The organism is Actinomycetospora endophytica, from assembly GCF_021026375.1.
In the GTDB taxonomy this organism is placed as follows: Bacteria; Actinomycetota; Actinomycetes; order Mycobacteriales; family Pseudonocardiaceae; genus Actinomycetospora; species Actinomycetospora endophytica.
Genome location: NZ_JAJNDB010000006.1, coordinates 272,103 through 297,410 on the forward strand (window position 1 = coordinate 272,103; position 25,308 = coordinate 297,410).

The 25,308-nt window shown below is 73.6% G+C and carries 30 protein-coding genes and 4 tRNA genes; 10 read left to right on the forward strand and 24 right to left on the reverse strand.

The features are described 5' to 3' along the window. Nucleotides 1–49 precede the first annotated feature (49 nt). Entirely contained in the window at nt 50–1,867 is a 1,818-nt protein-coding gene (locus tag LQ327_RS25000; RefSeq protein WP_230738517.1) for a chorismate-binding protein, read from the forward strand. Here LQ327_RS25000 and LQ327_RS25005 read toward each other — a convergent pair. Together LQ327_RS25005 and LQ327_RS25010 are read right to left on the reverse strand one after the other, a co-directional pair. Next, on the reverse strand, nt 1,842–2,336 hold the full coding sequence (locus tag LQ327_RS25005; protein WP_230738518.1) for a nuclear transport factor 2 family protein: 495 nt from the start codon (nt 2,334–2,336) through the stop codon (nt 1,842–1,844). The genes LQ327_RS25000 and LQ327_RS25005 overlap by 26 nt on opposite strands. A gap of 164 nt (nt 2,337–2,500) precedes the next feature. Beyond that, on the reverse strand, nt 2,501–3,715 hold the full coding sequence (locus LQ327_RS25010; protein ID WP_230738519.1) for a cytochrome P450: 1,215 nt from the start codon (nt 3,713–3,715) through the stop codon (nt 2,501–2,503). Nucleotides 3,716–3,830: 115 nt separating this feature from the next. Between LQ327_RS25010 and LQ327_RS25015 the strand changes: the two genes are divergently transcribed. Beyond that, nucleotides 3,831–4,481: a TetR/AcrR family transcriptional regulator gene (locus LQ327_RS25015; protein ID WP_230738520.1), complete on the forward strand. Its 651-nt coding sequence runs from the start codon at nt 3,831–3,833 to the stop codon at nt 4,479–4,481. Beyond that, a complete protein-coding gene (locus LQ327_RS25020) occupies nt 4,478–5,257 on the forward strand; it encodes an SDR family NAD(P)-dependent oxidoreductase (protein WP_230738521.1) in 780 nt (259 codons plus the stop codon). Before LQ327_RS25015 ends, LQ327_RS25020 begins: the two co-directional genes overlap by 4 nt. Here LQ327_RS25020 and LQ327_RS25025 read toward each other — a convergent pair. The 11 genes from LQ327_RS25025 to LQ327_RS25075 form a co-directional block, all read right to left on the reverse strand. Further along, nucleotides 5,248–5,856 carry an ANTAR domain-containing protein gene (locus LQ327_RS25025; protein WP_230738522.1) on the reverse strand — a complete coding sequence of 203 codons (609 nt, stop codon included), beginning with the start codon at nt 5,854–5,856 and terminating at the stop codon, nt 5,248–5,250. The genes LQ327_RS25020 and LQ327_RS25025 overlap by 10 nt on opposite strands. A gap of 94 nt (nt 5,857–5,950) precedes the next feature. Beyond that, a complete protein-coding gene (locus tag LQ327_RS25030) occupies nt 5,951–6,211 on the reverse strand; it encodes an ANTAR domain-containing protein (protein WP_230738523.1) in 261 nt (86 codons plus the stop codon). Between the two features lie 236 nt (nt 6,212–6,447). Then, complete coding sequence (locus LQ327_RS25035; protein WP_230738524.1) at nt 6,448–7,071, reverse strand: methyltransferase family protein; 624 nt, start codon at nt 7,069–7,071, stop codon at nt 6,448–6,450. Between the two features lie 40 nt (nt 7,072–7,111). Beyond that, nucleotides 7,112–7,486 (reverse strand): hypothetical protein, encoded by a 375-nt coding sequence (locus LQ327_RS25040; protein WP_230738525.1) that lies wholly within the window; start codon nt 7,484–7,486, stop codon nt 7,112–7,114. A gap of 379 nt (nt 7,487–7,865) precedes the next feature. Further along, nucleotides 7,866–8,564: a hypothetical protein gene (locus LQ327_RS25045; RefSeq protein WP_230738526.1), complete on the reverse strand. Its 699-nt coding sequence runs from the start codon at nt 8,562–8,564 to the stop codon at nt 7,866–7,868. A gap of 289 nt (nt 8,565–8,853) precedes the next feature. Beyond that, entirely contained in the window at nt 8,854–9,216 is a 363-nt protein-coding gene (locus tag LQ327_RS25050) for a VOC family protein (RefSeq protein WP_230738527.1), read from the reverse strand. A 47-nt stretch (nt 9,217–9,263) separates the two neighbouring features. Then, on the reverse strand, nt 9,264–9,539 hold the full coding sequence (locus LQ327_RS25055; RefSeq protein WP_230738528.1) for a hypothetical protein: 276 nt from the start codon (nt 9,537–9,539) through the stop codon (nt 9,264–9,266). A 133-nt stretch (nt 9,540–9,672) separates the two neighbouring features. Next, nucleotides 9,673–9,744: transfer RNA gene (locus LQ327_RS25060), tRNA-Val, on the reverse strand. Nucleotides 9,745–9,764: 20 nt separating this feature from the next. After that, nucleotides 9,765–10,256 (reverse strand): TIGR02611 family protein, encoded by a 492-nt coding sequence (locus tag LQ327_RS25065; RefSeq protein WP_230738529.1) that lies wholly within the window; start codon nt 10,254–10,256, stop codon nt 9,765–9,767. 79 nt (nt 10,257–10,335) lie between these two features. Further along, nucleotides 10,336–11,352 (reverse strand): anti-sigma factor, encoded by a 1,017-nt coding sequence (locus LQ327_RS25070; RefSeq protein WP_230738530.1) that lies wholly within the window; start codon nt 11,350–11,352, stop codon nt 10,336–10,338. Further along, on the reverse strand, nt 11,349–11,942 hold the full coding sequence (locus LQ327_RS25075) for an RNA polymerase sigma factor (RefSeq protein WP_230738531.1): 594 nt from the start codon (nt 11,940–11,942) through the stop codon (nt 11,349–11,351). Before LQ327_RS25075 ends, LQ327_RS25070 begins: the two co-directional genes overlap by 4 nt. 289 nt (nt 11,943–12,231) lie before the next feature. Between LQ327_RS25075 and LQ327_RS25080 the strand changes: the two genes are divergently transcribed. From LQ327_RS25080 to LQ327_RS25100, 5 genes are all read left to right on the forward strand, one after another. After that, nucleotides 12,232–12,651, forward strand: coding sequence for an SsgA family sporulation/cell division regulator (locus LQ327_RS25080; RefSeq protein WP_230738532.1), 420 nt, complete (start codon nt 12,232–12,234; stop codon nt 12,649–12,651). A 95-nt stretch (nt 12,652–12,746) separates the two neighbouring features. Next, nucleotides 12,747–12,819: transfer RNA gene (locus LQ327_RS25085), tRNA-Gly, on the forward strand. Nucleotides 12,820–12,885: 66 nt separating this feature from the next. Then, a tRNA-Cys gene (locus LQ327_RS25090) sits at nt 12,886–12,957 on the forward strand. 1 nt (nt 12,958) lies between these two features. Beyond that, nucleotides 12,959–13,033, forward strand: a tRNA-Val gene (locus LQ327_RS25095). A gap of 117 nt (nt 13,034–13,150) precedes the next feature. Then, nucleotides 13,151–13,519 carry a hypothetical protein gene (locus LQ327_RS25100; RefSeq protein ID WP_230738533.1) on the forward strand — a complete coding sequence of 123 codons (369 nt, stop codon included), beginning with the start codon at nt 13,151–13,153 and terminating at the stop codon, nt 13,517–13,519. A gap of 9 nt (nt 13,520–13,528) precedes the next feature. Here LQ327_RS25100 and LQ327_RS25105 read toward each other — a convergent pair whose 3' ends face one another. Next, complete coding sequence (locus LQ327_RS25105) at nt 13,529–14,251, reverse strand: SGNH/GDSL hydrolase family protein (protein ID WP_230738534.1); 723 nt, start codon at nt 14,249–14,251, stop codon at nt 13,529–13,531. 354 nt (nt 14,252–14,605) lie between these two features. Here LQ327_RS25105 and LQ327_RS25110 point away from each other — a divergent pair, with 354 nt between their 5' ends. Beyond that, nucleotides 14,606–15,748 carry a hypothetical protein gene (locus LQ327_RS25110; RefSeq protein WP_230738535.1) on the forward strand — a complete coding sequence of 381 codons (1,143 nt, stop codon included), beginning with the start codon at nt 14,606–14,608 and terminating at the stop codon, nt 15,746–15,748. Between the two features lie 98 nt (nt 15,749–15,846). On the opposite strand, the gene LQ327_RS25115 is transcribed toward LQ327_RS25110, so the two are convergent. The 5 genes from LQ327_RS25115 to LQ327_RS25135 form a co-directional block, all read right to left on the reverse strand. Continuing rightward, the gene (locus tag LQ327_RS25115) at nt 15,847–16,293 is read right to left on the reverse strand and encodes an OsmC family protein (RefSeq protein WP_230738536.1); all 447 of its coding nucleotides are present in this window, start codon (nt 16,291–16,293) and stop codon (nt 15,847–15,849) included. 3 nt (nt 16,294–16,296) lie between these two features. After that, entirely contained in the window at nt 16,297–17,085 is a 789-nt protein-coding gene (locus LQ327_RS25120; RefSeq protein ID WP_230738537.1) for an alpha/beta fold hydrolase, read from the reverse strand. Nucleotides 17,086–17,183: 98 nt separating this feature from the next. Beyond that, nucleotides 17,184–18,155: an NADPH:quinone oxidoreductase family protein gene (locus LQ327_RS25125; RefSeq protein WP_230738538.1), complete on the reverse strand. Its 972-nt coding sequence runs from the start codon at nt 18,153–18,155 to the stop codon at nt 17,184–17,186. 158 nt (nt 18,156–18,313) lie between these two features. Further along, the gene (locus LQ327_RS25130) at nt 18,314–19,486 is read right to left on the reverse strand and encodes an oxidoreductase (RefSeq protein ID WP_230738539.1); all 1,173 of its coding nucleotides are present in this window, start codon (nt 19,484–19,486) and stop codon (nt 18,314–18,316) included. Between the two features lie 128 nt (nt 19,487–19,614). Then, on the reverse strand, nt 19,615–20,283 hold the full coding sequence (locus LQ327_RS25135; RefSeq protein WP_230738540.1) for a class I SAM-dependent methyltransferase: 669 nt from the start codon (nt 20,281–20,283) through the stop codon (nt 19,615–19,617). A gap of 83 nt (nt 20,284–20,366) precedes the next feature. On the opposite strand from LQ327_RS25135, the gene LQ327_RS25140 reads away from it, so the two are divergent. Beyond that, entirely contained in the window at nt 20,367–20,615 is a 249-nt protein-coding gene (locus LQ327_RS25140) for a DUF8847 domain-containing protein (protein WP_230738541.1), read from the forward strand. A 7-nt stretch (nt 20,616–20,622) separates the two neighbouring features. Here LQ327_RS25140 and LQ327_RS25145 read toward each other — a convergent pair whose 3' ends face one another. From LQ327_RS25145 to LQ327_RS25165, 5 genes are all read right to left on the reverse strand, one after another. Beyond that, nucleotides 20,623–21,642: an amidohydrolase family protein gene (locus LQ327_RS25145; protein WP_230738542.1), complete on the reverse strand. Its 1,020-nt coding sequence runs from the start codon at nt 21,640–21,642 to the stop codon at nt 20,623–20,625. Next, complete coding sequence (locus LQ327_RS25150) at nt 21,639–22,421, reverse strand: DUF1932 domain-containing protein (protein ID WP_230738543.1); 783 nt, start codon at nt 22,419–22,421, stop codon at nt 21,639–21,641. Before LQ327_RS25150 ends, LQ327_RS25145 begins: the two co-directional genes overlap by 4 nt. Continuing rightward, nucleotides 22,418–23,374, reverse strand: coding sequence for a VOC family protein (locus LQ327_RS25155; RefSeq protein WP_230738544.1), 957 nt, complete (start codon nt 23,372–23,374; stop codon nt 22,418–22,420). The genes LQ327_RS25150 and LQ327_RS25155 overlap by 4 nt, the downstream gene beginning before the upstream one ends. 70 nt (nt 23,375–23,444) lie before the next feature. Continuing rightward, nucleotides 23,445–24,536 (reverse strand): 4-oxalomesaconate tautomerase, encoded by a 1,092-nt coding sequence (locus tag LQ327_RS25160; RefSeq protein WP_230738545.1) that lies wholly within the window; start codon nt 24,534–24,536, stop codon nt 23,445–23,447. Beyond that, nucleotides 24,529–25,236, reverse strand: coding sequence for a 4-carboxy-4-hydroxy-2-oxoadipate aldolase/oxaloacetate decarboxylase (locus LQ327_RS25165; protein ID WP_230738546.1), 708 nt, complete (start codon nt 25,234–25,236; stop codon nt 24,529–24,531). Before LQ327_RS25165 ends, LQ327_RS25160 begins: the two co-directional genes overlap by 8 nt. Between the last annotated feature and the right edge of the window lie 72 nt (nt 25,237–25,308).

The following is a 25,308-nucleotide window of genomic DNA, read 5'->3' on the forward strand; positions in this document are numbered from 1 at the left end:
ACGGTACGCGCATCGACTCCCGGCCCGGCGTCGGGAAGGCTGTGCCCGCGTGAGCCGCGGCGCCCGTTTCGACGACCTGCGCCACGGCCGCGCCCGGTGCTTCGACCCGCCGGACGAGGTCCTGGTCGCCACCACCCCCGACGAGGTCGCCGGGGTGCTCGCCGGCGTGGACGCGGCGACCGCGGCCGGGGCGTGGGCGTACGGCCACCTCGCCTACGAGGCGGCCACCGGCCTCGATCCCCACCTGGTCACCCACCCCCCGGAACCCGACGGTCCGCCGCTCGCCTGGTTCGGGCTGACGCGGACACCGCCGCGGGAGGTCCCGGTCGTCGAGCGGGCGGACGCCCCGACGGGGCGCTGGTCACCGCGGGAGGGGGCCGCCGGACATGCCGCGGCCGTCGCGCGGGTGCAGGAGCACATCGCCGCCGGGCTGACCTACCAGACCAACCTCACCGCGCGCGTCGACGGCGAGCTCGACCTGGCCGCCGACCCGGATCTCACCGGCCTCTACGCCGACCTCGCGCACGCCCAGCGCGGCGCGCACCACGCGCTGCTCGACCTCGGCCGCTTCGTCGTGGTGAGCGCGAGCCCGGAACTGTTCGTCCGCCGCGACGGCGACGAGCTCACGCTGCGCCCGATGAAGGGCACGGCGGCCCGCGGACGCACCTCGGCCGAGGACGCGGCGATCGCCGCGCGGCTGCGGGCCGACCCCAAGGAGCGCGCCGAGAACGTCATGATCGTCGACCTGCTGCGCAACGACGTCTCGCGGGTGGCGGTCGAGGGGACGGTGCGGGTCGGGTCGCTGTGCGCGGCGGAGCGCTTCGAGACGGTGTGGCAGCTGACCAGCGGGATCACCGCCACCGCCCGGCCGGACACCGGGGTGCTCGAGCTGATGCGGGCGCTGTTCCCGTGCGGCTCGGTGACCGGCGCGCCGAAGGGCTCGACGATGCGCCTGATCACGGAGCTGGAGGACGACCCGCGCGGGGTGTACTGCGGCGCGATCGGCTGGGTGGCCCCACCGGACCACGGCACCGACCTGCCGGACCTGCAGTTCTCGGTCGCCATCCGCACCGCGGTGGTGGACCGGACGCCGCCCGACGCCCCGCCCGGCACCGCCCGCGCCGTCTACGGCACCGGCGGCGGTATCACCTGGGACTCCGACCCCGCCGCCGAGCACGCCGAGACCCGCGCCAAGGCCCGCGTGCTCACCCACCGCCCGCCCGCCGTGGGCCTGCTGGAGACATTCGCGGTGCGCGGCGGGCACGCGGTGAACCGCGAGCGCCACCTCGCGCGGCTGGTGGACTCGGCCGCGTTCCTCGGCCTGGACGCCACGGCGGTCCGCCCGACGGTGGACGAGCAGCTCACCGGCGTCCGGGAGGCCCGCGTCCGGGTGGTGCTGCGTCCCGACGGCGCCGTCGAGGTCACCCTCGCCCCGCTCCCGTCCGACGGCGGCCCGGTCGTCCTGGCCCCGCCGCTGGTCACCGACCCGGTCGACGCCTCGGCGCGCTGGCCCCACCACAAGACCACCGACCGGGAGCCCTACACGCGCCGGCTCGCCACCGCCCGTCGCACCCACGCCGACGCAGACGACGTCGTGCTGGTCAACACCGCGGGAGAGCTCACCGAGACGACGATCGCGTCGCTCGCCGTCCGCCTCGACGAGCGCTGGTTCACCCCTCCGCTGGGCGGCGGCGCGCTGCCGGGGGTCGCGCGGGCGGTGCTGGTCGAGCGCGGCGACCTCACCGAGCGCATGCTGTCCCCCGACGACCTCGAGCGGGCGAGCGGACTCGCCGTCGTGAGCTCGCTGCGCGGGTGGCGGCCGGCGGTGCTCGCCCCGGCGCTCACGCCCTGGTCGGCGCGTCCGTGAGCCGTCGCCGTGGGAGCTCGGCGGGGTCGAGCCCGAGCTGATCGGCGAGCCCCAGCAGGTCCCACACCATCCGGCACCGGACGACGAGCGAGCGCCGCACGCCCACGACGGTCACCACGTCGACCTCCGCGGCGCGGCCGGTCGCCGCGATCCCGGGCAGCAGCCAGGGCATCTCGCGGTCGTGCGTGAAGGAGACGGTGTCCTCGTCGACGACGTGCCAGCGGTCGCCGGTGCGTGACCGGCGCCGCACGACGAAGTCGTCGGGCAGCCCGGGAGCGACCTGCTCGGCCAGGAACCGCCGGACGTCGTCCGCGCCGGCCGCGCCGGTACCCGTCGGGTCGACCCGCAGCGTGGCGTCCGGGGTGATCAGGGCGTGGGCGGCGTCGGGGTCGGCCGCGAGGACGGCGCCGAGGAACGCGTCACGGACGCGCTCGACCTCGACCATGAGATCCTGTACGGCCTTCGTCACGCACCTCACGATGCGCGAGCAGACCTCACCCGGCAACCGCGGTGACGGCCCCGGCACCAGCTGGGTGCTCAACGGGGGCCGGAGCCGCCCCGGTCGACGGCTCTCGGCCCCCGACGCGCCGGTGGTGCCCGGAGGGTCGGGGCGACCAAACGGTTGCCCCACGCTCACCAGGTCACGGGCAACGCCTTCACACCCCCGGTGAGGTGCTGGGTCCGCACCTCGATGTCGTCGAGGTCGGCGGCGAGGCGCAGGCCCGGCAGGCGCCGCGCGATCGTCGAGAAGACGGTGCGCAGCTCGGTGCGCGCGAGGCTCGCCCCGATGCAGAAGTGCCCGCCGTGCCCGAAGCCGACGTGGGCGCGCTCGGTGCGGTCCGGGTCGAAGTCCTCGGCGTCCGCGAACGCCTCCGGGTCCCGGTTGGCGGCGTTGATCGAGAGGATGACGGCGTCGCCCTCGGCGATCGTGACGCCGCCGACCTCGACGTCGGTGTGCGCGTAGCGCAACAGCCCGAGATCGCCCGGCGCGCCGAGGCGCATCATCTCCTCGACGTGGGCGTCGGTGCGCCCGTCCGGGTCGGAGACCAGGTCCTCCCAGCGCTCGCGGCGGGTGAGCAGCATCAGGCTGCCCAGCCCGATCCGGTTCACCGTCGTCTCGTGGCCGGCGAAGAGCAGGCCCACCGAGAGCCGGATCATCTCGTCGTACTCGTAGGAGTCGTCCTCGGCCTGGGCGCGCACGAGGTCGGAGATGACGTCCTCCCCCGGCTCGGCGCGCTTCTGCTCGGCGAGGTCGGTCATGTAGCGGCGGAACTCGGCGCGGGCGCCCGTGGCGTCCACGTCGGGCGAGTAGGTCGCCATGCGGTCGGAGAGGTCGCGGAAGTAGTCGCTGTGCTCGTGCGGCACCCCGAGCAGGCGGCAGATGACGGCGACCGGCAGCGGCACGGCGAGGTTCTCGTGCAGGTCGGCGACGCCGTCCGGGGAGGCCTCCTCGGCCGCGATCAGGTCGTCGACGTAGCCGTCGACGAGCGCCTGCACGTCCTCGCCCATCCGACGCATCCGCTTCGCCGAGAAGGCCGGCGTGAGGAGGCGCCGCATGCGGGTGTGGTCGGCCTCCTCGGTCTCGTACGTGCCGGACGGACCCTCCTGCACGGCGCCGTGGGTGATCCGCGCGGCCTGCTCCGGGTGCGGGTGCGACCGGCCGAGGCGCTTGTCGCCGAGCAGGTCGCGGACCTCGGAGAACCGGGTGACCAGCCAGGCGGGGTCGCCGGCGGGCGTGGTGACGGGGGCGACCGGCGCCTCGCGGCGCAGGACGTCGTAGAGCGGGGCCAGTTCGAGGACGTTCGGGCGGGTGAAGGGCAGTGCGGGACGCTCGGGCGCGACGGTCATGGCACTCCTCACAGTGGTGGTGACGTCACTGACCGTACGTCTTCATGGCAGTAACTGCCACAAATAAGGGTGGCTAGGGTGTGCGGAACCGGTCACGTCGGACGGAGGGGGCGTCATGACGACCGAGCAGGCCGAGGCGAGTGGCGCCCGTCGCGGCCGCCCGCCCGAGAGCGAGGAGCAGCGCGAACGCCGCCGCCTCGCGATCTCGCGGCACGCCGTGCGGCTGTTCCGCGAACAGGGCGTCACCGAGACGACCGGCGAGCAGATCGCCCACGCCGCGGGGGTCTCCGAGCGCACCCTGTGGCGGCTCTTCCGCGCGAAGGAGGCCTGCGTCGAGCCGGTGCTCACGACCTCCCTCGACGACTTCGTGGCGGTGCTGCGCAGCTGGCCGGAGCACCTCGAGCTCGACGAGCACCTGCGCTCGGTCTACGCGGTGGACCTCACCCCGTCGGATGCCGGGACCGTCCTCGCCGTCGTACGCCTGACCCGCGACGAGCCGGGGCTGCGCGCGGTCTGGCTCGTCCTGCACGAGCGGGCCGAGCCCACCATCGCCGCCGCCCTGGCCACCCGCCTCGGGCTGCCCGTCGACGACCTCGACGTCCGTCTCCGTGCGGCTGCCGTCAACGCCGCCCTGCGGGTGCTGACCGACGAGCTCGCCTGGGCCGTCGCGGACGCCGAGGTCACCACCGCGGCCCTCGAGCGACACCGCGACCGGCTGGCCGAGACGCTGCGCACCCTCACCCGCCGGCCGGGCGGTGCGCGATGAGCCGGGTGTTCGTGACCGGCTCGGCCGACGGCCTGGGGCTGATGGCCGCGCGGCTGCTCGCCGACGACGGCCACGCGGTGACCCTGCACGCCCGCGACGGTTCCCGCGCCGCCACCGCCGCGGCCGCACTCCCGGCCGCGGAGCGCGTCGTCGTCGGGGACGTGTCCTCGATCGCGGGGATGCGTGCGGTCGCCGAACAGGCCGACGAGGGCGGGCCGTTCGACGCCGTGATCCACAACGTCGGCGTCGGCTACCGCGAGTCCCGTCGACGGGAGACCGCGGACGGGCTCGCCCACGTGTTCGCGATCAACGTGCTCGCCCCGTACCTGCTCACCGCGCTGATGCAGCGCCCGGCGCGCCTCGTGTACCTCAGCTCCGGGATGGCCCGCGGCGGGAGCGCCGACCTCGACGACCCGCAGTGGACCCGGCGTCGCTGGGCGGGCGCGCGGGCCTACTCCGACAGCAAGCTGTTCGATCTCGTGCTCGCGTTCGGCGTCGCACGCCGCTGGCCGGACATCCCGACGAACGCCGTCTCGCCGGGCTGGGTGGCGACGAGGATGGGCGGCGCCGGCGCCCCCGACGACCTCGCCGCGGGGCCCGACACCCAGGCATGGCTGGCCGTCTCCGACGAGCCGTCGGCCCAGGTCACGGCCACGTTCTTCTACCACCGGAGCCCGATCGACCCGCCCGCCGCCGCGCACGACCCCGCCCGGCAGGACGCCCTGCTCGACTACTGCGCCGAGCTCACCGGCGTCCCCCTGCCCGATCAGCGCTGAGCGGAGATCACCTGGACGGCGACGGCGAACGGGGACGTCCCGGCCTGGCGCGCGCGGCCTACGAGCAGCGCGTAGGCGGTCTCGGCGTCGCACTCGTGCTGGACCATGAGGACACCGGTCGCGGTGTGGATGGCGGTGCGCTGCTCGAGCAGCGCGGCGGGATCGGACGGGGACATCTGCTCGGCGGGTGCGCCGACCAGCGGACCCGCGAGATGGGCACCGTTGTCGGTGACCTCCGGCCGGGCGGGGCGCACGTACGGCGTCGGGAACGGGACGACGCGGGCCCCGCCCGCCACGGCCGGGAGCGCCGCGACCTCCGACCGCTCGCGGACGGCGCGCACGACGCGGTCGCAGTGCAGGTCGACGGCGGCGGCCAGTTCCCGGACCAGCCAGGTGATCGACGGGTCCGCCTCCCCGACGACCTGCGCGACGGCCGCCGCGAAGCGGCTGCCGGTCCGGACGAACTCGTCGAGCATCTCGAGCCGCCAGGTCAGGTCGTCCGCGCCGGACGGCCGCAGAGCGTCACCGTAGCGGGCCAGACTCCCCAGCGCGTTCGTCGCCTGTTCGGCGATCGTCCGCCCGGAGTCGTCCGACAACATGACGCCAAGTTACTAGGTGGCGGTCAGATTGGACACGGTCGGTCTATTCGCGATCCCATGGCGCAGCGCCGTTCCCGGGGTGCGCCGACGGCGGTCAGAGCACGGGGATGGCGAGGGCCCAGTCAGCCGGCGGCGTCGCGGGCGCGCGGGGCGTCGACGGTTCCGCCCCGCTCGTGTCGTCGACCACGCCGAGGACGATCTGGGTGGCCACCGCCGACGGTGTCTGCCCGGTGGCCGCGCAGCACTGCGCGAGCCGGGAGCGGGCGTCCTCCTCGCCGAGCCGGTAGCGCTCGACCAGCGTTCTCACTGCGGCCTGGACGACGGTGCAGTCGCGTCCGCGGTCGTCGGGGGTCATCGGGTCAATCCCTCCGCAGGGTGCGGTGCTTGCCGGAGCGAACTACGCAAGCGCTTGCGACACTACGGACCGCGACCCGGCTTCGGAACCTCCGACGAGTGAACGCCGAGTGACTCTCGAAGCCGACGCACAGTCTGCCGTCTCCCGCGCCGACGATGGGCGGCGGTCGTTGCGACCGTGCTCACACCGGGGCTGACCTGCGGTCTCGCTGCTTCTCGTCCGGAGCAGGGCGGGCGTCAGCGCTCGTGCCGACCTGATCCACTCCGGGGCGCGAGGAGCCGCGGAACCATCCTTCTGGTGGTCTCGACGTACTCGGCGTAGCCCGGCAGGTCTCTCAGGAGGAGCGCGTCCTCGGCATCCATACGATGCTGATAAGCCGTTCCGACGGCAGTGAGCGTCAGGGCCGGCGCCAGGGCGTTACGGGCCGTGAGCGCTGCGCCGGCCCAGAGCAGCAGCACGCTCAGGTAGCCCGGGTGCCTCACGGAGCGGTACGGGCCGCTCCGCACGACCGGCTGGCCGTCGACGACCCGGAGCGTCCGCGCGTAGTGCCCCCGCAGGGTGCGCATGGCCCACACGCGCAGACCGACGGCTCCGAACTGGACGAGGAGCCCGATCGGACCGCAGCTGCGCGGGAGCCGCACGGAGGTCGCGAGCAGCGGGCTCACGACGATCGCGCCGGCCGAGAAGAAGTAGGCCCGCGTCAGCTCGCCGACGCCGTCCCGGATCTCCGCGGCGCCGGAGTCCTCGCCGATGACCTCGGGCCGGACCGCCTCCATCGCCCGGATCCCGGCGAAGGCGCCGGCCACCCCCGCCGTCGCCCACGCGGTGTCACGGAGCCGCCGCGGCCCGCGTCGTCCCATGGGTCGGAGCCTGGCAGCGTCCCGACGTCCGCCGCAACGCTCAGACGAGCCCCGGGACGCCCGACGGCAGGTCCGGCGGGAGCGCCCACGTCCTGCGGTAGGGGTTCCAGAACGCGATCTTGGCGACCGGCAGCTTGTCGATCGTGGCCCGTCGGACCACGTAGCTCTGGGACGGGAACTCACAGCGGCTGTCGAGCCCGCCCCGATAACGACGCAGGACCGCGAGCTCGGACAGGCGCCGTTCGAAGTCGGTGCTGATCAGGAGGATCATCGACTGGTCGTCGGCGGCCGCGAACGTCTCGGCGGTCATCCACATCGGGCGCACCGACGCCAGCTCCTCGTACACCTCACGGAGCAGGGGGCGGTCCCGCCCCCGCTCCTCGGCGCGGAGTCGGTACGAGACAGCGAACGTCATCGACACTGCTCCCCTCGAGGGCAGGTGCGCTGCTCAGCGACCGGTCGGCGATGCGGAGAGTCATCTCCTCCGCCTCCATGATGACGCCGCCCGACCAGCATGCACCCGCGGTCCCGTACTTACCGTGAGACCGTTCGCCACCACGAGGCGCCGCGTTACGCGGATGTCGGAATGGTTCACCCGTTCGGCCTCGAACCGGACATCGGGCGCTGACGGCCCCGGGCTCCCGTGGCCCCCTACCGGCGGCCCGGGACCTCGCCCACCGGGTCGCCGTGGGGCTCGCCGGAGGACTGTGCACGGGCGTTCCCGGCCCGGACGCCGACGGAAACGTCACCGGGACGTCCGGCGCCGCTCGACCAGTCAGGACCTGAGCGGGGCCCTAGTCGGACTCGGTCGTCTCGGCCCCGTCGGCGTGGCGGGTGAGACGTTCAGCCACGGCCACCGGGTCCGCGAGCGGCTCGAGGTGGGTGAGCAGGAGACGCTCGGCGTTGGGGCGGTCGAGTCGCAGGCGCCGGCTGATGGTCTCCACCGCGAGCGCGTAGCGGGACTTGGCCGGGTCGACCGGGCCGTAGAGCAGGTGGGCGGCGCGGACGGCGAACATGTCGACGACCATCGTCGTGTCGAGGTCGAAGGCCTGCGGGGCCCGGGCGTAGAGGTCCAGGGCCGTTCGCCCGCGGGGCGTGCTGCGCAGCGTGATCGAGACCAGCGACCGGAACGGTGGCGCGATCTCGAGCGGGGAACTGGCACCCCAGACCGCGGCCGAGGCCAGGTCCTCGATGGCGATGAACGAGCGCGGCCACGGCTGCGTGATCGCCTCGTCGAACAGCGGCCCGCGGCCCGCTTCGTTGTGCCGGCCGTCGATCTCGGCGATGGCCGGGTCCGTGCAATGGGTGGAGCGGACCCGCCCGGCGCGGACGTACGAGATCGCCGCGGCCTCGACCGCCGGAATGCTCCCGAGGCACGCCGCGACGGTGGCGTCCAAGGGGTCGTACCCGGGTGGCCGGTGTGCCTCGCCCCCGACCAGGACCCGGTGCAGCGCCTCGTCGAGGCCGTTCCGGTCTTCGCCGGCCGACGCCATCGCGGACCCCCTGAGCACTCCGTCGCGACCGTGGAGGCTCACCGTGGTCCGGGAGGCCTCCGGGTGATCGCTCGTCGCCGTGCGTGCCTGGTCAGGGACGAGTGCCACCGTCGATGGTCACTATCCAGTGAACGTACCCGCTGATCGCTCAGCGAATCGTTGAGGTCGGAGACCGGGAGCGTCGGGGACCGGCGCGATCAGCCGTCATCCGACGAACGAAGGGTCCGTACCGCTCCGGAGGGCTCAGCCGGCCTGTTCCGGTGGGGACCCATCGGCTCGGTCCGCCGGGTCAGGAACGACCTTCACGACGGTGCGCGATCTGGAAGACGTTGCCGAACGGGTCCGCCACCATGGCCCGGCGATCTCCGTAGAACGTGTCGACCGGATCCTCGATGCAGCGGGCGTCGGCCGTCATCGCGCGCCCGAAGGCCGCGTCGGCGTCGTCGACGTACACGTAGAGGAAGGCGGGGAACAGGTCCCGCTCCCCCGCCTCGCTGACCATGACGGTGGTGCCTTGCAGGTCGACCTCGGCCGGTCGGCCGTCCGTCACCTCACCGCTCGCGCCGAACACGTCGCGCAGGAACGCCACGGCTCCCGCGACGTCGGACACGACCATCCGCGGGATCACCGATCCAGCAGTCGCCTCGGGCACGTCGACGAGTCTGGCGCAGTCCGCTGTGCCGGGTCCACGGTTCAGGGTCAGCGTCCTCGGCGGACGTGGACCGTGTTGTCCTCGAGGTCGATCCGAGCGTCCCGGTCGTGCGGAGGTTCGACCAGCTCGGTGGCCGCGTCCTCGTAGTGCTCGGCCTTCTGACGGACGCCGGGCATGTACCCGGGAACGAAACCGACCGCACCACTGTCGACCAGCTCATAGGTACTCGAGTTCGGTGCGTCCCGACCGTCCCGCCGGCGCCTCACGGCGAGAGCTCCGACGACGAGTGCCACCACGACGACGCCCAGAGTGATCGCGAGCATGGCTTCGCTCCCTCCAGCGGCGTGGCCGGGCGGCCGCCGCTCGGAGTGGATCTTAGAGGGAGTGAACTCGGGCGTAAACGACGAAGGCCCTGGCCTCGGCTCCTTGCGGAGCCCTGACCAGGGCCTTTCTGCGTGGGCGATACTGGGATCGAACCAGTGACCTCTTCGGTGTGAACGAAGCGCTCTCCCCCTGAGCTAATCGCCCGCAGCGTCGCCCAGCCTAACTCACGCCATGATCGGGCTGTGCAGCCAGGTCCACTCCCCCAGGCCGACGATCCTCGCGACGAGCCAGAGCGCGTCCAGCAGCCACAGCGTCGCCAGCACGACGATCAGCGTCGCGAACCCCAGCAGTAGCTGGACGAACGGGTTCTGTCGCTTCACCCAGGCCGCCCAGCGGTCGTAGTAGCCGCGCGCGAAGCGCAGCAGGCGGCCTGCCCAGGCGAACTCGGTGGCGAGGATCCCGAGGCCCGCGAAGACGACCAGCCAGCCCGGGCCGGGGTACGGGATCAGGATGACGCCGAGCACCAGGACGACGGTGCCGAGCACGCCGATCCCGATCCGCCACGCGAGGTTCCAGCCCGGCCGGGCACGGACCTTCATCCGCAGCGCCCGGAGCCGGACGCGGGTCGCGTGCAGGCGCCCGCCCCGGGGAGCCGGCGGGGCGAACCCGTCGTCGGGAGGCGCCGGTCGGTCGGGCCTGGCCTGTGGCTGCGTCATCGACTTCCTCGAGGCGTCGGCCGGCGGTGCCGGTCTGGCGGGTCGGGCACGGCTCGCCGGCGTCGCGGCCCCGGCTCGGTCAGTCCGCCGTCTGACCGCTCGCGACGACCTGGGTCGGCGTGGCGGGCACGGTGTGACCGGGCTCGAGGGACACCGCGAACCCGGCGAACCGTCCAGCCGCCTCCACCGAGGGTACGGACTGCACGAGCGGGCCTGAATCGGACATCTGGATCGTCGACAGCCCGACCGGCTTGCCGTCCGCCAGACCCCACAGAACGTAGGTGTGGTCGGGGTCGGCGGGCGTCAGCCCGGAGGACAGCACCTCGGACCCGCGGCCCCGGTCGACGACGAGGCCGGCGAAGCCGCCCTGCGGGGTCGCGAGGACCGCGTGCGGGGTCCCGGGCTCGGAGGCGGCGTTCATGATCTCCACCACCTGCTGGTTCTGCGCCGCCGACGCGGTGGCGGCGTCGCGCTGCTCGGTCAGCGACCGGTTCGCGGCGACCAGCCCACCGATCGCGACGACGACGGCGACGGCGGCCGCGAGGGCGAGCCCGGCGGTCGCGCGGCGGGCCCATCGACGACGGCCGGCCTCGGGAGCCCGATGACGGCGTATGGGCACGACGGCGGGTGCGGGCTCGGTCTCGACGAGCGTCGGGTCGGGCGAGGCGACCTCGACGACGTCGGCCGCTGGATCGGCGGTCGAGGCCGTGGAGTTCGAGGATGGCGAGCTCGGGGATGCCGCGTTCGACGACGCCGAGTGCGAGGACACCGCGTTCGGGGACGTCGAGTTCGAGGATGTGGCGTTGCTGACGTCCAGCGTCAGCGGTGCCGCATCGCTGACGTCCGCCGAGCCGGGTTCCTCGGCAGCCGCCGCCAGCAGCGCCGTCCGCAACGACGCCGGCGGGTCCACCTGCTCCACGGCCGTCCCGAGCAGCGTCGTGACGTCCTCGGTCTCGGCCACGATGCGCAGGCAGCCCTCGCACTCGTCGAGGTGCGCCGCGAAGACCTCCGCCTCGTCCGGCTCGAGGCCGTGCATCACCCACGCTACGGCGAGCTCGGGGTGCCCGTGCGCGGAGGCGGGCAGCGGGGCGGTCATGACGGCCCCTCCTCGCCGCCGCGGTCCACGTGCCCCTCGAGCAGGCCCCGCAGCGTCCGGACCGCGGTGAACATCCGCGACTTCACCGTCCCGAGCGGGATGCCGGCGATGCTCGCGACCTCACGCTGGGTGAAGCCCCCGAAGTACGCCAGCGTCAGCGCCTCGCGCTGCTCCGCGGGCAGCGCGGCGAGCGCCTCGCGGACGTGGCCGGCGACGACGGCGTCGAGCGCGGCCTCGTCGGCTCCCGGCCCGGACGGGAGGTTCCACTCGTCACCCTCCTCGCCCGGCGGGACGGTGTGCCTCCGTCGGGTGGCCTCGCGACGCACTGCATCCACCGCGCGGTGGTGGACCATCGTCATCAGCCAGGCCGAGACGCTGCCGCGCGCGGGGTCGTACCGCTCGGGGTGGCGCCAGACGAGGAGGAACACCTCCTGCACGACGTCCTCGGCGAGCGCCTCGTCCACGCACACCCGGCGGGCGAGCGAGTAGGCGCGCCGCGAGAAGCGGTCGTAGAGCTCTTCGAGAGCGCGTGGCGCCCGTGAGGTGACCGCTCGGAGGAGTGTGGCGTCCGCCACAGCATCGTCGGACACCTGGTCACGCTGCGCAGCCACTTCGGCACCGCGCTGCGAAGCGTCCGACACGGGTGACTCCTGCCTGATCGTCTCTTGTCCGGGGGAGACGCAGCACAGGTTAGTGCTCCTGGGGGTCCCCGCACGCTCCGGCGGGGAGGGTGGGTCGTTACGGAACCGGACGGGGTAAGGGCTCCACCGGGTACTCGTAAGATGCTCTCGGTGCGTGAGCCGGGTGAACCAGCGTCACAGGCTCGGCCGACGGTCGTTCCCCACTTCGACAGCAGCGTGCGCGAAAGGCAGCCTTCGAATGCACAACGACCACGTCACGATCCGGTCCACGGCGGTCTTCGACCTCATCGGACCGCCGAACCCGCCGGTGCCCGTCCAGGTCGAGCTCCGCTACGACACCCGCGACCCCTACGCCGTGCAGGCCGCCTTCCGTACCGGGCGCGCCGGCTGGGTCGAGTGGGTGTTCTCGCGTGACCTCCTCACCGAGGGGCTCATCGACACCGCGGGCGACGGCGACGTCCGCATCCGCCCCGCCGAGGGCGAGGCCGTGGAGATCGAGCTCTCCTCCCCCTCCGGACACGCGACCTTCCGCGCCCTGGCGCGTGAGGTGTCGGAGTTCCTCCAGCGCACCCACGAGGTGATCGAGCCGGGCGCCGAGGACGACTGGCTGGACCTCGAGCACGCGCTGGGGCTGCTGCTGTCGACCGACCCCTCCTGAGAACGACCCCCCTGATCGGGGGCGCGCACGATGCAGTAGAGTTCTCGTCGTCGGCAGGGAGAGCGGAAGTCACCCGCTGTTTCCTTCGACGACATGCGGACGTAGCGCAGTTGGTAGCGCATCACCTTGCCAAGGTGAGGGTCGCGGGTTCGAGTCCCGTCGTCCGCTCGGGAGCAGGCCCCCTCGGCGTCGGGCCCCCAGGGGTTCGAATGGGAACACTGTCTCCGAACTCCCGGCGGAGTGGCCGAGTGGCTTAGGCAAGGGCCTGCAAAGCCCTGTACGCGGGTTCGATTCCCGCCTCCGCCTCGGGCGATTAGCTCAGTGGGAGAGCGCTACCTTGACACGGTAGAGGCCACTGGTTCAATCCCAGTATCGCCCACCACGAAGGCCCTGGTCAGGCCCCCACACGGGGTCGTCGGCCAGGGCCTTTCGTCATCTTCCGGGGAATCTCGCGATCGGGCGGATTACGGGTGTGACGGCCGGGTACGCCCTCCGGGCCATGGCGATGACAGTCGAGTCGTTCGACGACTCCACCCCAGCCTTCGGGATCCCGGCGGCCACCGAGCGGGAGCCCGGGAAGCACCGGGATCCCACCGGCAGCTTCGCGGCGCCGAGCTCGACGATCGAGGAGCAGTCCCGGCTCGACCGCCGCCGGGTGCACAGCCTCACGGTCGCGATCTTCGCGGGCACCGTGATCATGGTGTTCGGGGTCCTGAGCCTTCTGCAACCGGATCACCAGGGGTGGCTCCCCGTGGCCGTCGGGTTCGCGGTGGTGGCCGTCGCGACCCTCGTCCTCGTCCTGGACCCGCCGCGCCGCGGCCTCATGTCGCGTCGCCACCTCAAGGGCCGACGCAACCGCCGGCACTGAGGTGTCCCGTCAGGTCCGGGCCGGCGGCAGCACACCGAGCCGCGCGAGGTCCGCGCCGAGGAGGTCGGCGATCCGGGCGTGCCCCGCCGTCGTCGGGTGGATGTGGTCCGACCCGATCAGCGCCGCCTGTGCGTCGGTGAACCAGCCCTCGGCGAGAGCGTCCACGTAGGGCAGCCCGGCCCGGCGGGCCGAGGAGCCGACGGCCGCGTCCACGCCCGCCAGCGCGGCGGCCTGCCGCGAGTTCGACGCCACCGGCCCGACGACGACGATGCGGGTCCGCGGCAGCTCGCGCTCGAGCCGGGCGAACATCGCGTCGGCCGCGGTGCCCACCGCCGCGGGCGCCGCCGACCCGTCGTTCTGCGAGCCCTCCACGACGAGCACCGCCGGCTGCGCGGCCACCATGCGCTCGACCTGCTCCGCCTCGTACGGGAGCGTCCCGGCCGGGTGCGCGACGTACCCGGTGCCGCCGACCGCCGTGGTCCCCCACCGCCAGCCGACCCGGTCGGCGATCATCATCGGGAAGCCGGTGCCGCCCGCGCCACCGATCACGGTGCCCGCGGCGAAGGAGTCCCCGATCACGCCGAGCATCGGGCGGGTCCCGACGGCGGCGGTGGCGGCGACGGGCGCCGGGTGCACCTCGGCGGCGGCCCGGACGTCGGCGTTCACCCGGACGACGAGCAGCCCGGCGAGCACGGCGAGTACGGCGGCCGCCGCGACGGTGACGATGCGCATGGTCCTCCCATCGGTGATCTCCTGCTGGGAGACTCGTGAGGGGCCCGGTGGTCGTTAGCGCAGCGCACGGGCCCTCACCCGATGGAACGTCATTCGATCGAGTGGCTCTCGGATGAGTGCTCGATGTCCGACCTGAAGGAACGGTTCGGCGTTCGGAGCAGCGCCAGCCGTCATCCGGTCTCTTTTCTCGCCGTTCGCCGCACGACGACGGCCCCTGCTCGGCATCCGGCCCCGCGCTCTCTCAGCTCCGGTGGTCCCGGCGGGCGGGATCCCTACCGTCGGCGCCGCACCTGCCGCGGAACTTCCCCGAGACCGCGACGGGCCACGCTCCCCATCACCGGAGGTACTTCGTCCATGCGCCCCGATCTGCAGCAGGATCCGCGCCCGGAGTTCGGCATCCCCGTGCCCCCGGACGCGGCCCGCGCGCGGTACGACGACCCCGCGGCCGGTCCCCAGGGTCAGTGGTCGGGTGCCCAGCCCGCCGTCGGCCCGTACTCCGGGCCCGTCCCCGCGCCGCCCGCACCCCCCGGCCCGTACTCCGGTCCGCAGCCCGCCGTCGGGCCCTACTCGGGACCGCAGGCCGCCGCCCCGCGCACGGCGTCCACGGGCTCGTGGGCCGCGGCCGAGCAGGGTTACCCGCCCCCCGCGCCGCAGGCGGACCCCACGGTGCGCCACTCCCGTCGTAGCGAGTACACCGCCTACGACGCCGCGCCCGCCGGCTACGACCCCTACGAGGGCCACCCCAGCGGCCCGCTGCCCGCCGGCTCCGGGCACCGGCGCGGCGGCGAGCGCCGCGGCGGCGGCACCGGCCGCGGTCGTCGGCGGGCGATGCTCGCGCTCATCGCCGCGGCCGCGGTGGTGGCCGGTGCGGCCGGCTACGTCGCGATCGCCCGCTGGGGCGCGTCGTCCGGCACGCCCGCCGCCGCCCCGACGGGCGGCGCGCAGGTCGCCGCGACCGCGCTGACCGGGCCCAACCTCGCGACGAAGCAGACGCCGCTCGGCCTCGTCGCCACCAGCGACGGCTTCACCGTGTACGAGTACACGAAGGACACCAACAAGCCGCCGAAGGCGACGTGCACCGACGCGTGCGCGACGGCCTGGCCCCCCGTGCTCGCCGGTGACACCCCCTGGCTCAAGGGCGTGTCCGCGGAGAAGGTCGGCAGCGTCGACCGCCCCGACGGCACCAAGCAGCTGACCCTCAACGGCTGGCCGCTCTACCGCTACGCCAAGGACACCAAGCCGGGTGACACGACCGGCAACGGCGTCGGCGGCACGTGGAAGGCCCTCGGCCCCGAGGGCAAGCCGGTCGCCGGGAACGCGGCTCCCGCGGGCGGCGCGGCCGGTGGCTCCGGCGGCGGCACCGCTCCGGCCGCCGGCGCGGCCTCGGGCGGCTCGGCGTCGGGCTCGGGCTCGGGTGGCTCCGGGTACCAGGCGCCGGCCGCTCCGGCCCCGGCCTCGTCCGGTGGCGGCTCGTACGGCGGGTCCTCCGGGTACTGAGCCCGGTTGCGGCCGCCCGGCCCCTGCGGCAGACCACGAACGGCTCGTTCGTCACCTTGAACCGTGACGAACGAGCCGTTCGTGCATTTCCGGGGCCGCTACCGCTCCGGCGGCTCGACCGTCACCGGGAACGCGACGGACCGCGCGATGAAGCAGGCCTCGTGGGCCGCGTGGTGCAACGTCGTGAGGTCCGGCGCCCCGCCCGCGACGGTGATCTCCGGGTGCAGCACCACCGACGAGACGGACCACCCGCCGTCGTCGTCCTTGGTCATCCGCCCGACGGGGTGGTCGGTGTAGGCGGTGACCACGACCCCGGCGTCGGCGGCCACGTGCAGGAAGCTCAGCAGGTGGCACTGCGAGAGCGCCGCGACCAGCAGCTCCTCCGGGTTCCAGCGGGCGGGGTTGCCGCGGAACGAGCGGTCGGCGGACCCGTCGAGCGAGGGCTTGCCGTCGGCGGAGACGACGTGGTCGCGGGTGTAGGAGCGGTAGTCGACGGTGCCCGGGTCGTCGTGCCAGGCGACGGCGAGCCGGTACTCGTGCGCCACGGCCTACACCCGGGCCAGGCGGGCGTTGCCGAGGATCACCTCGGCCACGAGGGCCGGGTCGTCGGCCATCGGGATGTGGCCGCAGCCGGGGAGCACGACGACGTGGGCCTGGGGCAGCAGCGTGCGCAGGCGGCGGATCTGGGCGCGCGGCAGCAGGTAGTCGCGGTTTCCCCACCCGACCATCGTCGGGACCTTCGACGGTCGTGGCGTCGTCCACCGGTCGAGGCCGGCCATCATCGCGGCGAAGCCCTCGCGGGGGCGGGCGAGTCCCTGGAGGTCGCGGCTCAGCACGTCGGGGTCCTGCCGACCCGGGTGGGCCATGATCAGCCCGGTGAGGGCGACGCGGCCGGCGGAGCTCGCGAGCACCCGGTCCAGGCGTTCGCGGGACATCCCCTGCAGCACCTTCGAGGCGCCGCTGAGCACCCCGCGGGCCCAGGCCCGGCCGACCGGCGACCAGAACCCCGCCGGGGAGAGCGCCGTCGCCGACGCGACCGTGCCGCGCGCGGCCATCTCGAGCGCGACCAGGCCGCCGAGCGAGTTCCCGGCGACGTGCGGGCGCTCCAGGCCCAGCTCCCGGGCGAGGTCCTCGACCGCGTCGACGAGCGGGGCGGCCGACCCGTCGAAGTCCGGCTCGACGTCGGCGGACTCGCCGTGCCCGGGCAGGTCGACCGCGATCACGTCGTGCTCGGCCTCGAGGTAGGGCACGACGGTGTCCCAGGCCTCGCGGCGGTGGGTGACGCCGTGGACGAGGATCAGCGGCTCCCCGCGGCCGGAGCGGGAATGGGCGAGCACGGGGGCCTCCGTCGGGTCGGTAGGTGCACTTCGCGCTCGTGAGCAGTAATTGACGCTCTGGCGTCAATTACTGCTCACAGGCGCGGAGCGCACCCTATTCACTCCCGGGGACGGACGACCACCTTGCCGGTGACCCGCCGCTCGGCGAGCTCCCCGACCGCGGCCGAGGCCTGGGCCAGCGGGTACGTCGCGCTGATCGGCGGCGCGAGCAGGCCCGAGGCGATGTCGTCGGTGAGCTCGGCCCACTGCGCGCGCATGAAGTCGGGATCGCCCATGGCCCACTCGCCCCAGGCCGCCCCGACGACCTCGGTGTTGCGCAGCAGCAGCCGGTTCACCTTCACCGTCGGGATGTCGCCCGCGGTGAACCCGACGACGAGCAGCCGGCCGCCGCGGCGGAGGCTGCGCAGCGAGTCGGTGAAGCGGTCACCGCCGACGGGGTCGACGACGATGTCGACGCCCGCCTTCCCGGTGATCTCCAGCGCCGCGTCCTTGAACCCGTCCACCAGCACCGCGTGGTCGGCGCCGGCCGCCCGCGCGACCTCGGCCTTCCCCTCGGTGGACACGACGGCGATCACCGTCGCCCCGCGCGCCTTGGCGAACTGGATGCACGCGATCCCGACGCCGCCGGCCGCGCCGTGGACCAGCACCGTCTCGCCGTCCGCGAGCCGGCCGCGCAGGCCGAGCACGAAGTGGGCCGTCAGGTAGTTCATCGGCAGCCCGGCGCCCACGTCGGCGGACACCCCGTCGGGCAGCGGGAAGACCTGGCTCGCGGGCGCGACCACGCTCGGCGCGAACCCGCCGACGACGCACATCGCCGCGACCCGGTCGCCCGGGGCGAGCCCGGACCCGTCGGGAGCGGTGCGCACCGTGCCGGCCACCTCGGAGCCGAGCGTGAACGGCAGCTCGGGGCGCATCTGGTACTCGCCGCGGGTGAGCAGCAGGTCGGGGAAGACGACGCCGGCCGACTCCACGTCGATCAGGACCTGGCCCGGTCCCGCCACCGGTTCGTCGATCTCGACGACCTCGAGCGCCTCCGGGCCCTCGAGCTTGCTCACCTGCACCGCGCGCATGCGCCCTCCTTCGGCCTCCGGCCTCGTGCGTGTGTTTCCGTGTCCAGACGCGGAAACACACGCACACCCGACGTCGGCACCCTAGAGCCGATGATCGACGGCAGCCGACATGTGCGTGCGTTTCCGTGTCCAGACACGGAAACGCACGCACATGGCCGTCAGGCCGACTGCCAGGACCCGGCCGGCGGCAGGCCGATCGACGGCGCGTGCCCGCGGAAGTTCTCCAGCCAGTGGCGCCAGTCGTCGGGGAGCAGCGTGAACGGCGCGTCGTGGCCGAGCTCGCGGGCCGCCCACACCGGCCAGTGCGGGTTGGACAGCGCCGGGCGCCCGAGCAGCACGACGTCGGTCATGCCGGTCTCGACCGCCCGGTTCGCGTTCTGCGGGACGCCGAGGTTCCACGAGCACACCGTCGGGATGCCGACCTCGCGCCGCACCCGCGCGGAACGCTCGAGCATGAAGCCCGGGTCGTTCATCGGGGGCTTCTCGGCCATGTCGTCGGTGTTGAACCCGAGACTCATGTCGGCCGCGTCGAGCCCGTGCTCGGCCATCCACCCGACCGCCTGCACCGAGTCGTCGAACTGGATGCCGTCGGGGTGGAAGTCGTCCGAGCCCAGCCGCATCGTCAGCGGGTAGCGCTCCGGCCACACCTCGCGGACGGCGTCGAGCGCCTCGAGCAGGAAGCGGGCCCGGTTCTCGACCGAGCCGCCGTACTCGTCGTCGCGCTGGTTCGCCAGCGGCGAGAAGAACTCGGCGGCCAGGTAGCCGTGCGCGAAGTGCATCTCCAGCCACTCGTACCCGGCGTCGGCGGCCCGCCGCGCCGCGTCCGCGTACGACCGGTGCAGCCCCCGGATCTCGTCCTTGGTCAGCGCGTGGACGTCGAAGGGGTGGTCGCCGCCGTAGGGGATGTTCGACGGGCCGGAGACCTGCCAGCCGCGGTCGTGGTCCGGCGGCAGCTGCGCGCCCGACCCGTACTCGCCGACCTGCCCGTGCGCGGCGACCTCGCTGCCCTTGCGCCCGGTGTGCCCGAGCTGGATCCCGGCGACCCCGCCCTGCCGCTTGATGATGTCGGTGACCCGGGCGTGCCCCTCGATCTGGTCGTCGCTCCAGATGCCGGCGCAGTCCACCGTCGTGCGGCCCTCCGGCACGATCGCGACCTGCTCCGGGAAGACCAGCCCGAAGCCGCCCGCCGCACGGGCCCCGAGGTACATCACGTGGTAGTCGTTCATCGCGCCGCTGCGGTCGGCGCACGCGTGCATCGTCATCGGCGACATGCCGATGCGGTTGCGCAGCGTCACGCCCTTGAGGGTGAACGGGGAGAAGAGGTCGGGCACGGGTGCGCCTTTCGGGTCTGGGGAGGACTCTCCGACGAGGATTGTGCGCAATCGTTTCGAGCGAAACCCGACGACGTTGCAGCCGTGTGTCCCGTGACGGGCCCGCGATCTCCCCGGGGTACCCGGGTTCAGGTCAGGCGGTGCACCGCGGTGGGGGTGACCGCGCGCCCCTCCAGGTCGGCCGTCTCGGGCACGTCGTAGCTCGCGAGCTGCGTGACCCGTTTGCGGGGCAGGTACTCCCGCCCCGGATCGCCGACCAGGACCTCGACGCCGGCCGCCACCGCCTCGTCGAGGAACTCCCCCATCAGCCGCGCCATCGGCTGCTCGTAGAACACGTCGCCGGCGAGCACCACGTCGACGTCCAGTTCGACGTCCTCGGCCTCGTCACCCACCAGGTCTCCGACGACGTCGAGGGTCACCCCGTTCAGCGCCGCGTTCCGAGCGGTCGCCACCCGGGCGCGCGCGTCGGAGTCGGAGGCGACGACGGCCGCCGCCCCGGCCTTCGCGGCGGCGATCCCGACGATCCCGGAGCCGGCGGCGAGGTCGAGCACGCGCCGGCCGGCCACGATCTCGGGCCGGTCGAGGACGTGACGCGCCAGTGCCTGCCCGCCCGCCCACGCGAACGCCCAGAACGGCGGGGCCTCCTCGTCGGTCTGCGACCAGGTGCGGTGGATGTCGTCGGCGAGCAGCAGCGTCACCTCGGGCACGAGCGGCGCGGCGCCGGGCGCGGTCCAGCTCGTGACCTCCGCGTCGAGTGCGCTCCCACCGGCCGTCACATCATCGTCACCGGCCGTCACGAGAAGACTCCGGACGGACGCAGCGCGGACGAATCAGCGCCCCTACCCTGTTCGGCAACGGCGAGACCTCGGGGAGGCAGAGCATGTCCGACGACGACGCGACACAGGACGCCGTTCTGCTCTTCCTCGGCGGCCCGCTGGACGGGCGGGTGGAGGTGCGCGAGGCACGCCACGGCGCTCCGCTGCCGACGGTGACCCACACCCACCTCCACGACGGCCCGAAGGTCGTCCACCACTACGACCTGCACCCGCTCGCGGCGGGCGCCGGTGTCTACCACCTCCGGGCGGAACCCGCACCCGAGGTGGAGACGGCCGACCAGAACACCGCCTGACCCCCCGCTACCGGCCCTGGGCGCGCAGGAGGGTGTCGAGGCGGGGGTAGACCCGGCGGGCGTTGCCCTCGTAGATCCGGGCCGCCTGGTCGTCGGGGAGCTTGAGGGCGTCGACGTAGCGGCGGGTGTCGTCGAAGTGGTGCCCGGTCCGGGGGTCGATGCCGCGCACGGCGCCGACCATCTCGGAGCCGAACAGGATGTTGGCCGGGTCGATGACCTCGAAGAGCAGGTCGATGCCGGGCTGGTGGTAGACGCAGGTGTCGAAGAAGACGTTGCCCATCACGGCGTCCTCGACCGGTGGCCGACCGAGCATGTCGGCCAGCCCGCGGAACCGGCCCCAGTGGTACGGGACCGCTCCTCCGCCGTGTGGGATCACCAGGTGCAGCTCCGGTAGGTCGCGGAACAGGTCGGCCTGGAGGAGCTGCATGAACGCGGTGGTGTCGGCGTTGAGGTAGTGCGAGCCGGTGGCGTGGAAGTTCGGGTTGGTCACCGCCGAGACGTGCACCATCGCCGGGACGTCGGCCTCGATCATGGCTTCGTAGAACGGGTACCAGGACCGGTCGGTCAGCGGCGCCGCGCTCCAGTGCCCGCCGGAGGGGTCGGGGTTGAGGTTGACGCCGACGAATCCGAGTTCGTCCACGCAGCGCCGTAGTTCGGCGATGGAGTGCCCGATGGGGACGCCCGGGGACTGCGGGAGCTGGCCGACCCCGGCGAAGCGCTGCGGGAAGACCCCGACGACGCGGGCGACGAGGTCGTTGCAGGCCCGGGTCCAGACGGTGCTGACCGCCTCGTCGCCGCGGTGGTGGCCCATCGCCGAGGCGCGCGGCGAGAAGATCGTCAGGTCGATGCCGCGGGCGTCCATGAGCGGGAGCTGGCTGCCCTCGATGGTCTCGCGGATCTCGTCGTCGGTGATCTCCGGATACAGCGGGGCCAACTCGCCGGCGTCGTAGGCGGTGGTCTGGGCGTCGCGCCAGGCGGTGTGGGCGGCGGGGGCGGTGGTGTAGTGGCCGTGGCAGTCGATGATCACGTGCGGGCTCCCTGGTCACGGAGGGCGGCGAGCAGGTCGTGGGCGGCGGTGGCGGAGCGGGGTTCGACGCCGAACTCGCGCAGCTGCTGGGCGGCGGCCGCCATCTCGTCGGCGCGACGGCGGGCGTGGCGATGCGTGCCGTCGACCAGCCGGTTCAGGGAGTCCTCGGTGAACCCGGCCAGCTCGGCGGCGACGTTGTCGGCGAGCCACTGCTCGCAGCCGGCGGCCTTCGCGCCCTCGAGCGCCTCGACCACGGCGGCGGCGAGGCCCTTATAGAACACGCTGCGCAGCAGCTTGCGGGAGATCGCGGTGCCGGCCGGGCCGGGCTGGACCGTGACCTCGGCGCCCAGCGGGCGCAGCATCGCCGCGTACCGGTCCGCGGCCTCGCCGGAGACGAGCATCGGGGTGCGCAGGCCCTTGCCGGGCACCGGGGACATCAGGGCGACGTCGACGACGTCCGCCGCGTCAGCCGCCGTCGTCACCAGTCCCGCCTTGACCCCCGGGGAAGCCGTGTTGAGGTCCGCCCAGACGGTCCCGGGCCGCAGGCCGGGAAGTGCGTGGGCGAGCGCGACGGCGGCGTCGTGGGAGCTGTTCGCGGACAGGACCAGCTCGGCGTCGCGGACCGCGTCGGCCTCGTCGTCCCGACGCTCGACCCCGCGCGGCGGCGCGACCTTCGGGTCATAGCCCCGTACGTCCGCGCCGGCGGCGACCAGGTCGGTCGCGATCTCCGAGCCGGCCTCGCCGAGCCCGAGCAGCGCGACTCGCAGCGGGGTCGTCATGCGTTCTCACCGACCGGCGGGGTGCCGTGGGTGTGGAACGACTCGATGGTCTTGAGCCCCCACGCCTGGCCCTTGGCGCGTTCGGTCTCGGTCCAGTCGACCGGCTGCCAGTCGGGGGCGAGCACGAGCCGTGCTCCGGCGTTGCACAGCTCGATGCGGTTGCCGCCGGGCTCGTAGACATACAGGAAGAACGTCTGCTGGATCGCGTGCTTGTGCGGGCCGGTCTCGATGAACACACCCTGATCGATCGCGATGTCGGCGGCACGCAGGATGTCCGCGCGGGTGTCGGTCGCGAACGCGATGTGGTGCAACCGGCCCGGGGTGGCGGTGCGGTCGCGGGTGTAGACCGCGTCGTAGCCCTTGTTGGTGAAGGTCGTCCAGCTGCCGGCGACGGTGCCGTCGTCGAGCACGATCTGCTCGGTCACCAGCGCGCCCAGGGTGTCGCGCAGGTAGTCCCGGTTGGGCACCACCTCGACACCGAGGAAGTTGACATGGTCCAGCCGGCGCACCCCCACCCCACGGTTCGGGTAGGCCTGCGCCTGGTTCTTCAGCGACGGCGCCAGCCCGGCCGGCGCGCGATACCACTCGGACTCGTAGTAGATCCCGAACTCGTGGCCGTCCGGGTCGCGGAACAGATAGGTGGGGCCGATGCCGGGGTCGCCGTCGACCCAGCCGATGCCGTGGCCGCCGGCCTCGATCTCCGTGACCCGGCGTTCCAGGGCCTCCGGGGACGCGGCGCGCACGTTGGTCCGTCCGATGCCGGAGGTCTCGTGGGCGGTGAGCTTGACGGTGGTCTGCTCGTAGTCGTCGAACGCGTGCAGGAACACCGAGTCGCCGACCGTCTGCGTCACGGTCAGGCCCAGGTAGTCGGTGAAGAACGCGACGGACTCGTCCAGCACCCGGGTGCGCAGCTCGAGGTGGGCGAGGTGGGCGACCTCGTGCATCGGTGGCATCTGTGCTGCTTCCGTCCGAGTCGTAGGTGCGCTGCGCGCTTGTGAGCACTCATCCCTGCCAGAGCACGGATCAGTGCTCATGAGCGCGCAGCGCACCTCGGGGATAGGCGACCCCGTCCATGAGCGTGCGGGCGGTGCGCACGACCCCGGAGCGCACGACGCGCGGCGGGGAGGCGGAGGTGTCGACGACGACGTCGACCAGGAAGTGCCCCGTCGGGTGCTCGACGTCGACGCGGCTCGAATCGGAGGGCCAGTCATGCGTCAGCTCGTGCCCCACGGCGCCGGGCAGCAGCATCCCGGTGACGACGCTGACCGCGGCCAGCACGCCGATCGCGGTGTGCGGCACGACCGGGATGAACGAGCGCGTCGCCACCTGGCCACCATCGGCCGGCGGAGCCAGCAGCACGGTCTTTGGCACCGACGACCGTGCCACGTCACCGAGCCCCATCAGCGCGCCGGCCTTGGTCCGGAAGGCGTCGATCCGCTCCGCGAGGCCGGTGTCGGCAGCGAGATCCTCGTGGCTCTCGTGGCCGGTCAGCCCGAACGACGAGGCCTGCGCCAGAACCACCGGCATGCCGTTGTCGACGCAGGTGACCTCGACGCCGTCCACGACATCGCGCACCTGCCCGGTCGGCAGCAGCGACCCCGTCGTCGACCCCTCGGTATCGGTGAACGCGAGCGTGATCCCGGCCGCGGTCCCGGGGACCCCGGCGATCGCGACGTCGCCGCGCAGCTCCACCTCCCCGCCGGGCGTCGGCACCGTCGCGACGGCCACGCTGTCGGAGTTGACCATCCGGATCCGCACCACCGTCTCGCCGTCGACGGCCGGGACCAGGCCGCGCTCGATCGCGAACGGCCCCACCCCGGCCAGGATGTTGCCGCAGTTCTGCGCATCCGAGACGGTCGCCTCGGCGACGCCGAGCTGCAGGAACAGGTAGTCGACGTCGACGTCGTCACGCGGCGAGGATGAGACCACCGCGACCTTGCTCGTCAGCGACGTCGCCCCGCCCAGCCCGTCGATCTGCCGCGGATCGGGAGTGCCCATCAGCCGCAGCAGCAGGTCCTCACGGGCGGCCGGATCGGCCGGCAGGTCGGCGGCCTCGAAGAACAGCCCCCGTGACGTCCCGCCGCGCATGATCGTCGTGCGGACGCCCTCACCCATCGGAGGCCCGCCGGTACTCGTCGTGGGTCACGTAGTCGATCCCCAGCCCGGCGAGGCGGTCACGCAGGCCGTAGCGGTCGAGCCCGAGCTCGCCGCGCTCGAACGCCGCGCGGGTCGCGGCCTCCTTCTCGACGCGGGCGGCGGCCGCCGCGAGCGCGTGGGGCACGTCGCCCCGCGGGACGACCGCGACGCCGTCGTCGTCACCCAGCACCACGTCGCCCGGGTGCACCGTCTGCCCGCCGAGCACCACGGGCACGTTGACCGCGCCCGGCGTCGCCTTCACCGTGCCCTGCGCGCTGACCGCCCGCGACCACGCGGGGAAGCCCATCTCGCGCAGCTCGGCGACGTCGCGCACGCCGCAGCCCAGGACGACGCCGCGGACACCCCGGTGCGCCAGCGAGGTCGCGAACAGCTCCCCGAACAGCCCGTCGGTCGACGGCGAGGTCGTGGTGACCACCAGGACGTCGCCAGGCCGGCACTGCTCCACCGCCACGTGGATCATGAGGTTGTCGCCGGGCCAGCACACGGCGGTGACCGCGGTCCCCCCGACTCGCGCGCCCGGCCACGCGGGCCGCAGCTCCGGCCCGAGGTAGCCGACGCGGCCGAGCGCCTCGTGCACCGTCGCGACCCCGTACTTCCCCAACGTCGAGGCGTCCTCGACGTCCGCGCGTGGCGGATCGGTCACGACGACCGTCCTCATCGGGCGGCACTCCCCTCGCCGGCGGATCGACTACCGCCCCGAGCGTTCGTCAGCGGCGCTCGATTGTCAACA

Coding starts and splice junctions, on each gene's coding strand:
- LQ327_RS25010 (WP_230738519.1), bottom strand. CDS start 3,715: ATGACCGTCGCGCCCGAGCGTCCCGCACTGCCCTTCACCCGCCCGAAC.
- LQ327_RS25015 (WP_230738520.1), top strand. CDS start 3,831: ATGACGACCGAGCAGGCCGAGGCGAGTGGCGCCCGTCGCGGCCGCCCG.
- LQ327_RS25020 (WP_230738521.1), top strand. CDS start 4,478: ATGAGCCGGGTGTTCGTGACCGGCTCGGCCGACGGCCTGGGGCTGATG.
- LQ327_RS25025 (WP_230738522.1), bottom strand. CDS start 5,856: ATGTTGTCGGACGACTCCGGGCGGACGATCGCCGAACAGGCGACGAAC.
- LQ327_RS25030 (WP_230738523.1), bottom strand. CDS start 6,211: ATGACCCCCGACGACCGCGGACGCGACTGCACCGTCGTCCAGGCCGCA.
- LQ327_RS25035 (WP_230738524.1), bottom strand. CDS start 7,071: ATGGGACGACGCGGGCCGCGGCGGCTCCGTGACACCGCGTGGGCGACG.
- LQ327_RS25040 (WP_230738525.1), bottom strand. CDS start 7,486: ATGACGTTCGCTGTCTCGTACCGACTCCGCGCCGAGGAGCGGGGGCGG.
- LQ327_RS25045 (WP_230738526.1), bottom strand. CDS start 8,564: ATGGCGTCGGCCGGCGAAGACCGGAACGGCCTCGACGAGGCGCTGCAC.
- LQ327_RS25055 (WP_230738528.1), bottom strand. CDS start 9,539: ATGCTCGCGATCACTCTGGGCGTCGTCGTGGTGGCACTCGTCGTCGGA.
- LQ327_RS25065 (WP_230738529.1), bottom strand. CDS start 10,256: ATGACGCAGCCACAGGCCAGGCCCGACCGACCGGCGCCTCCCGACGAC.
- LQ327_RS25070 (WP_230738530.1), bottom strand. CDS start 11,352: ATGACCGCCCCGCTGCCCGCCTCCGCGCACGGGCACCCCGAGCTCGCC.
- LQ327_RS25080 (WP_230738532.1), top strand. CDS start 12,232: ATGCACAACGACCACGTCACGATCCGGTCCACGGCGGTCTTCGACCTC.
- LQ327_RS25100 (WP_230738533.1), top strand. CDS start 13,151: ATGGCGATGACAGTCGAGTCGTTCGACGACTCCACCCCAGCCTTCGGG.
- LQ327_RS25105 (WP_230738534.1), bottom strand. CDS start 14,251: ATGCGCATCGTCACCGTCGCGGCGGCCGCCGTACTCGCCGTGCTCGCC.
- LQ327_RS25110 (WP_230738535.1), top strand. CDS start 14,606: ATGCGCCCCGATCTGCAGCAGGATCCGCGCCCGGAGTTCGGCATCCCC.
- LQ327_RS25125 (WP_230738538.1), bottom strand. CDS start 18,155: ATGCGCGCGGTGCAGGTGAGCAAGCTCGAGGGCCCGGAGGCGCTCGAG.
- LQ327_RS25140 (WP_230738541.1), top strand. CDS start 20,367: ATGTCCGACGACGACGCGACACAGGACGCCGTTCTGCTCTTCCTCGGC.
- LQ327_RS25150 (WP_230738543.1), bottom strand. CDS start 22,421: ATGACGACCCCGCTGCGAGTCGCGCTGCTCGGGCTCGGCGAGGCCGGC.
- LQ327_RS25155 (WP_230738544.1), bottom strand. CDS start 23,374: ATGCCACCGATGCACGAGGTCGCCCACCTCGCCCACCTCGAGCTGCGC.
- LQ327_RS25160 (WP_230738545.1), bottom strand. CDS start 24,536: ATGGGTGAGGGCGTCCGCACGACGATCATGCGCGGCGGGACGTCACGG.
- LQ327_RS25165 (WP_230738546.1), bottom strand. CDS start 25,236: ATGAGGACGGTCGTCGTGACCGATCCGCCACGCGCGGACGTCGAGGAC.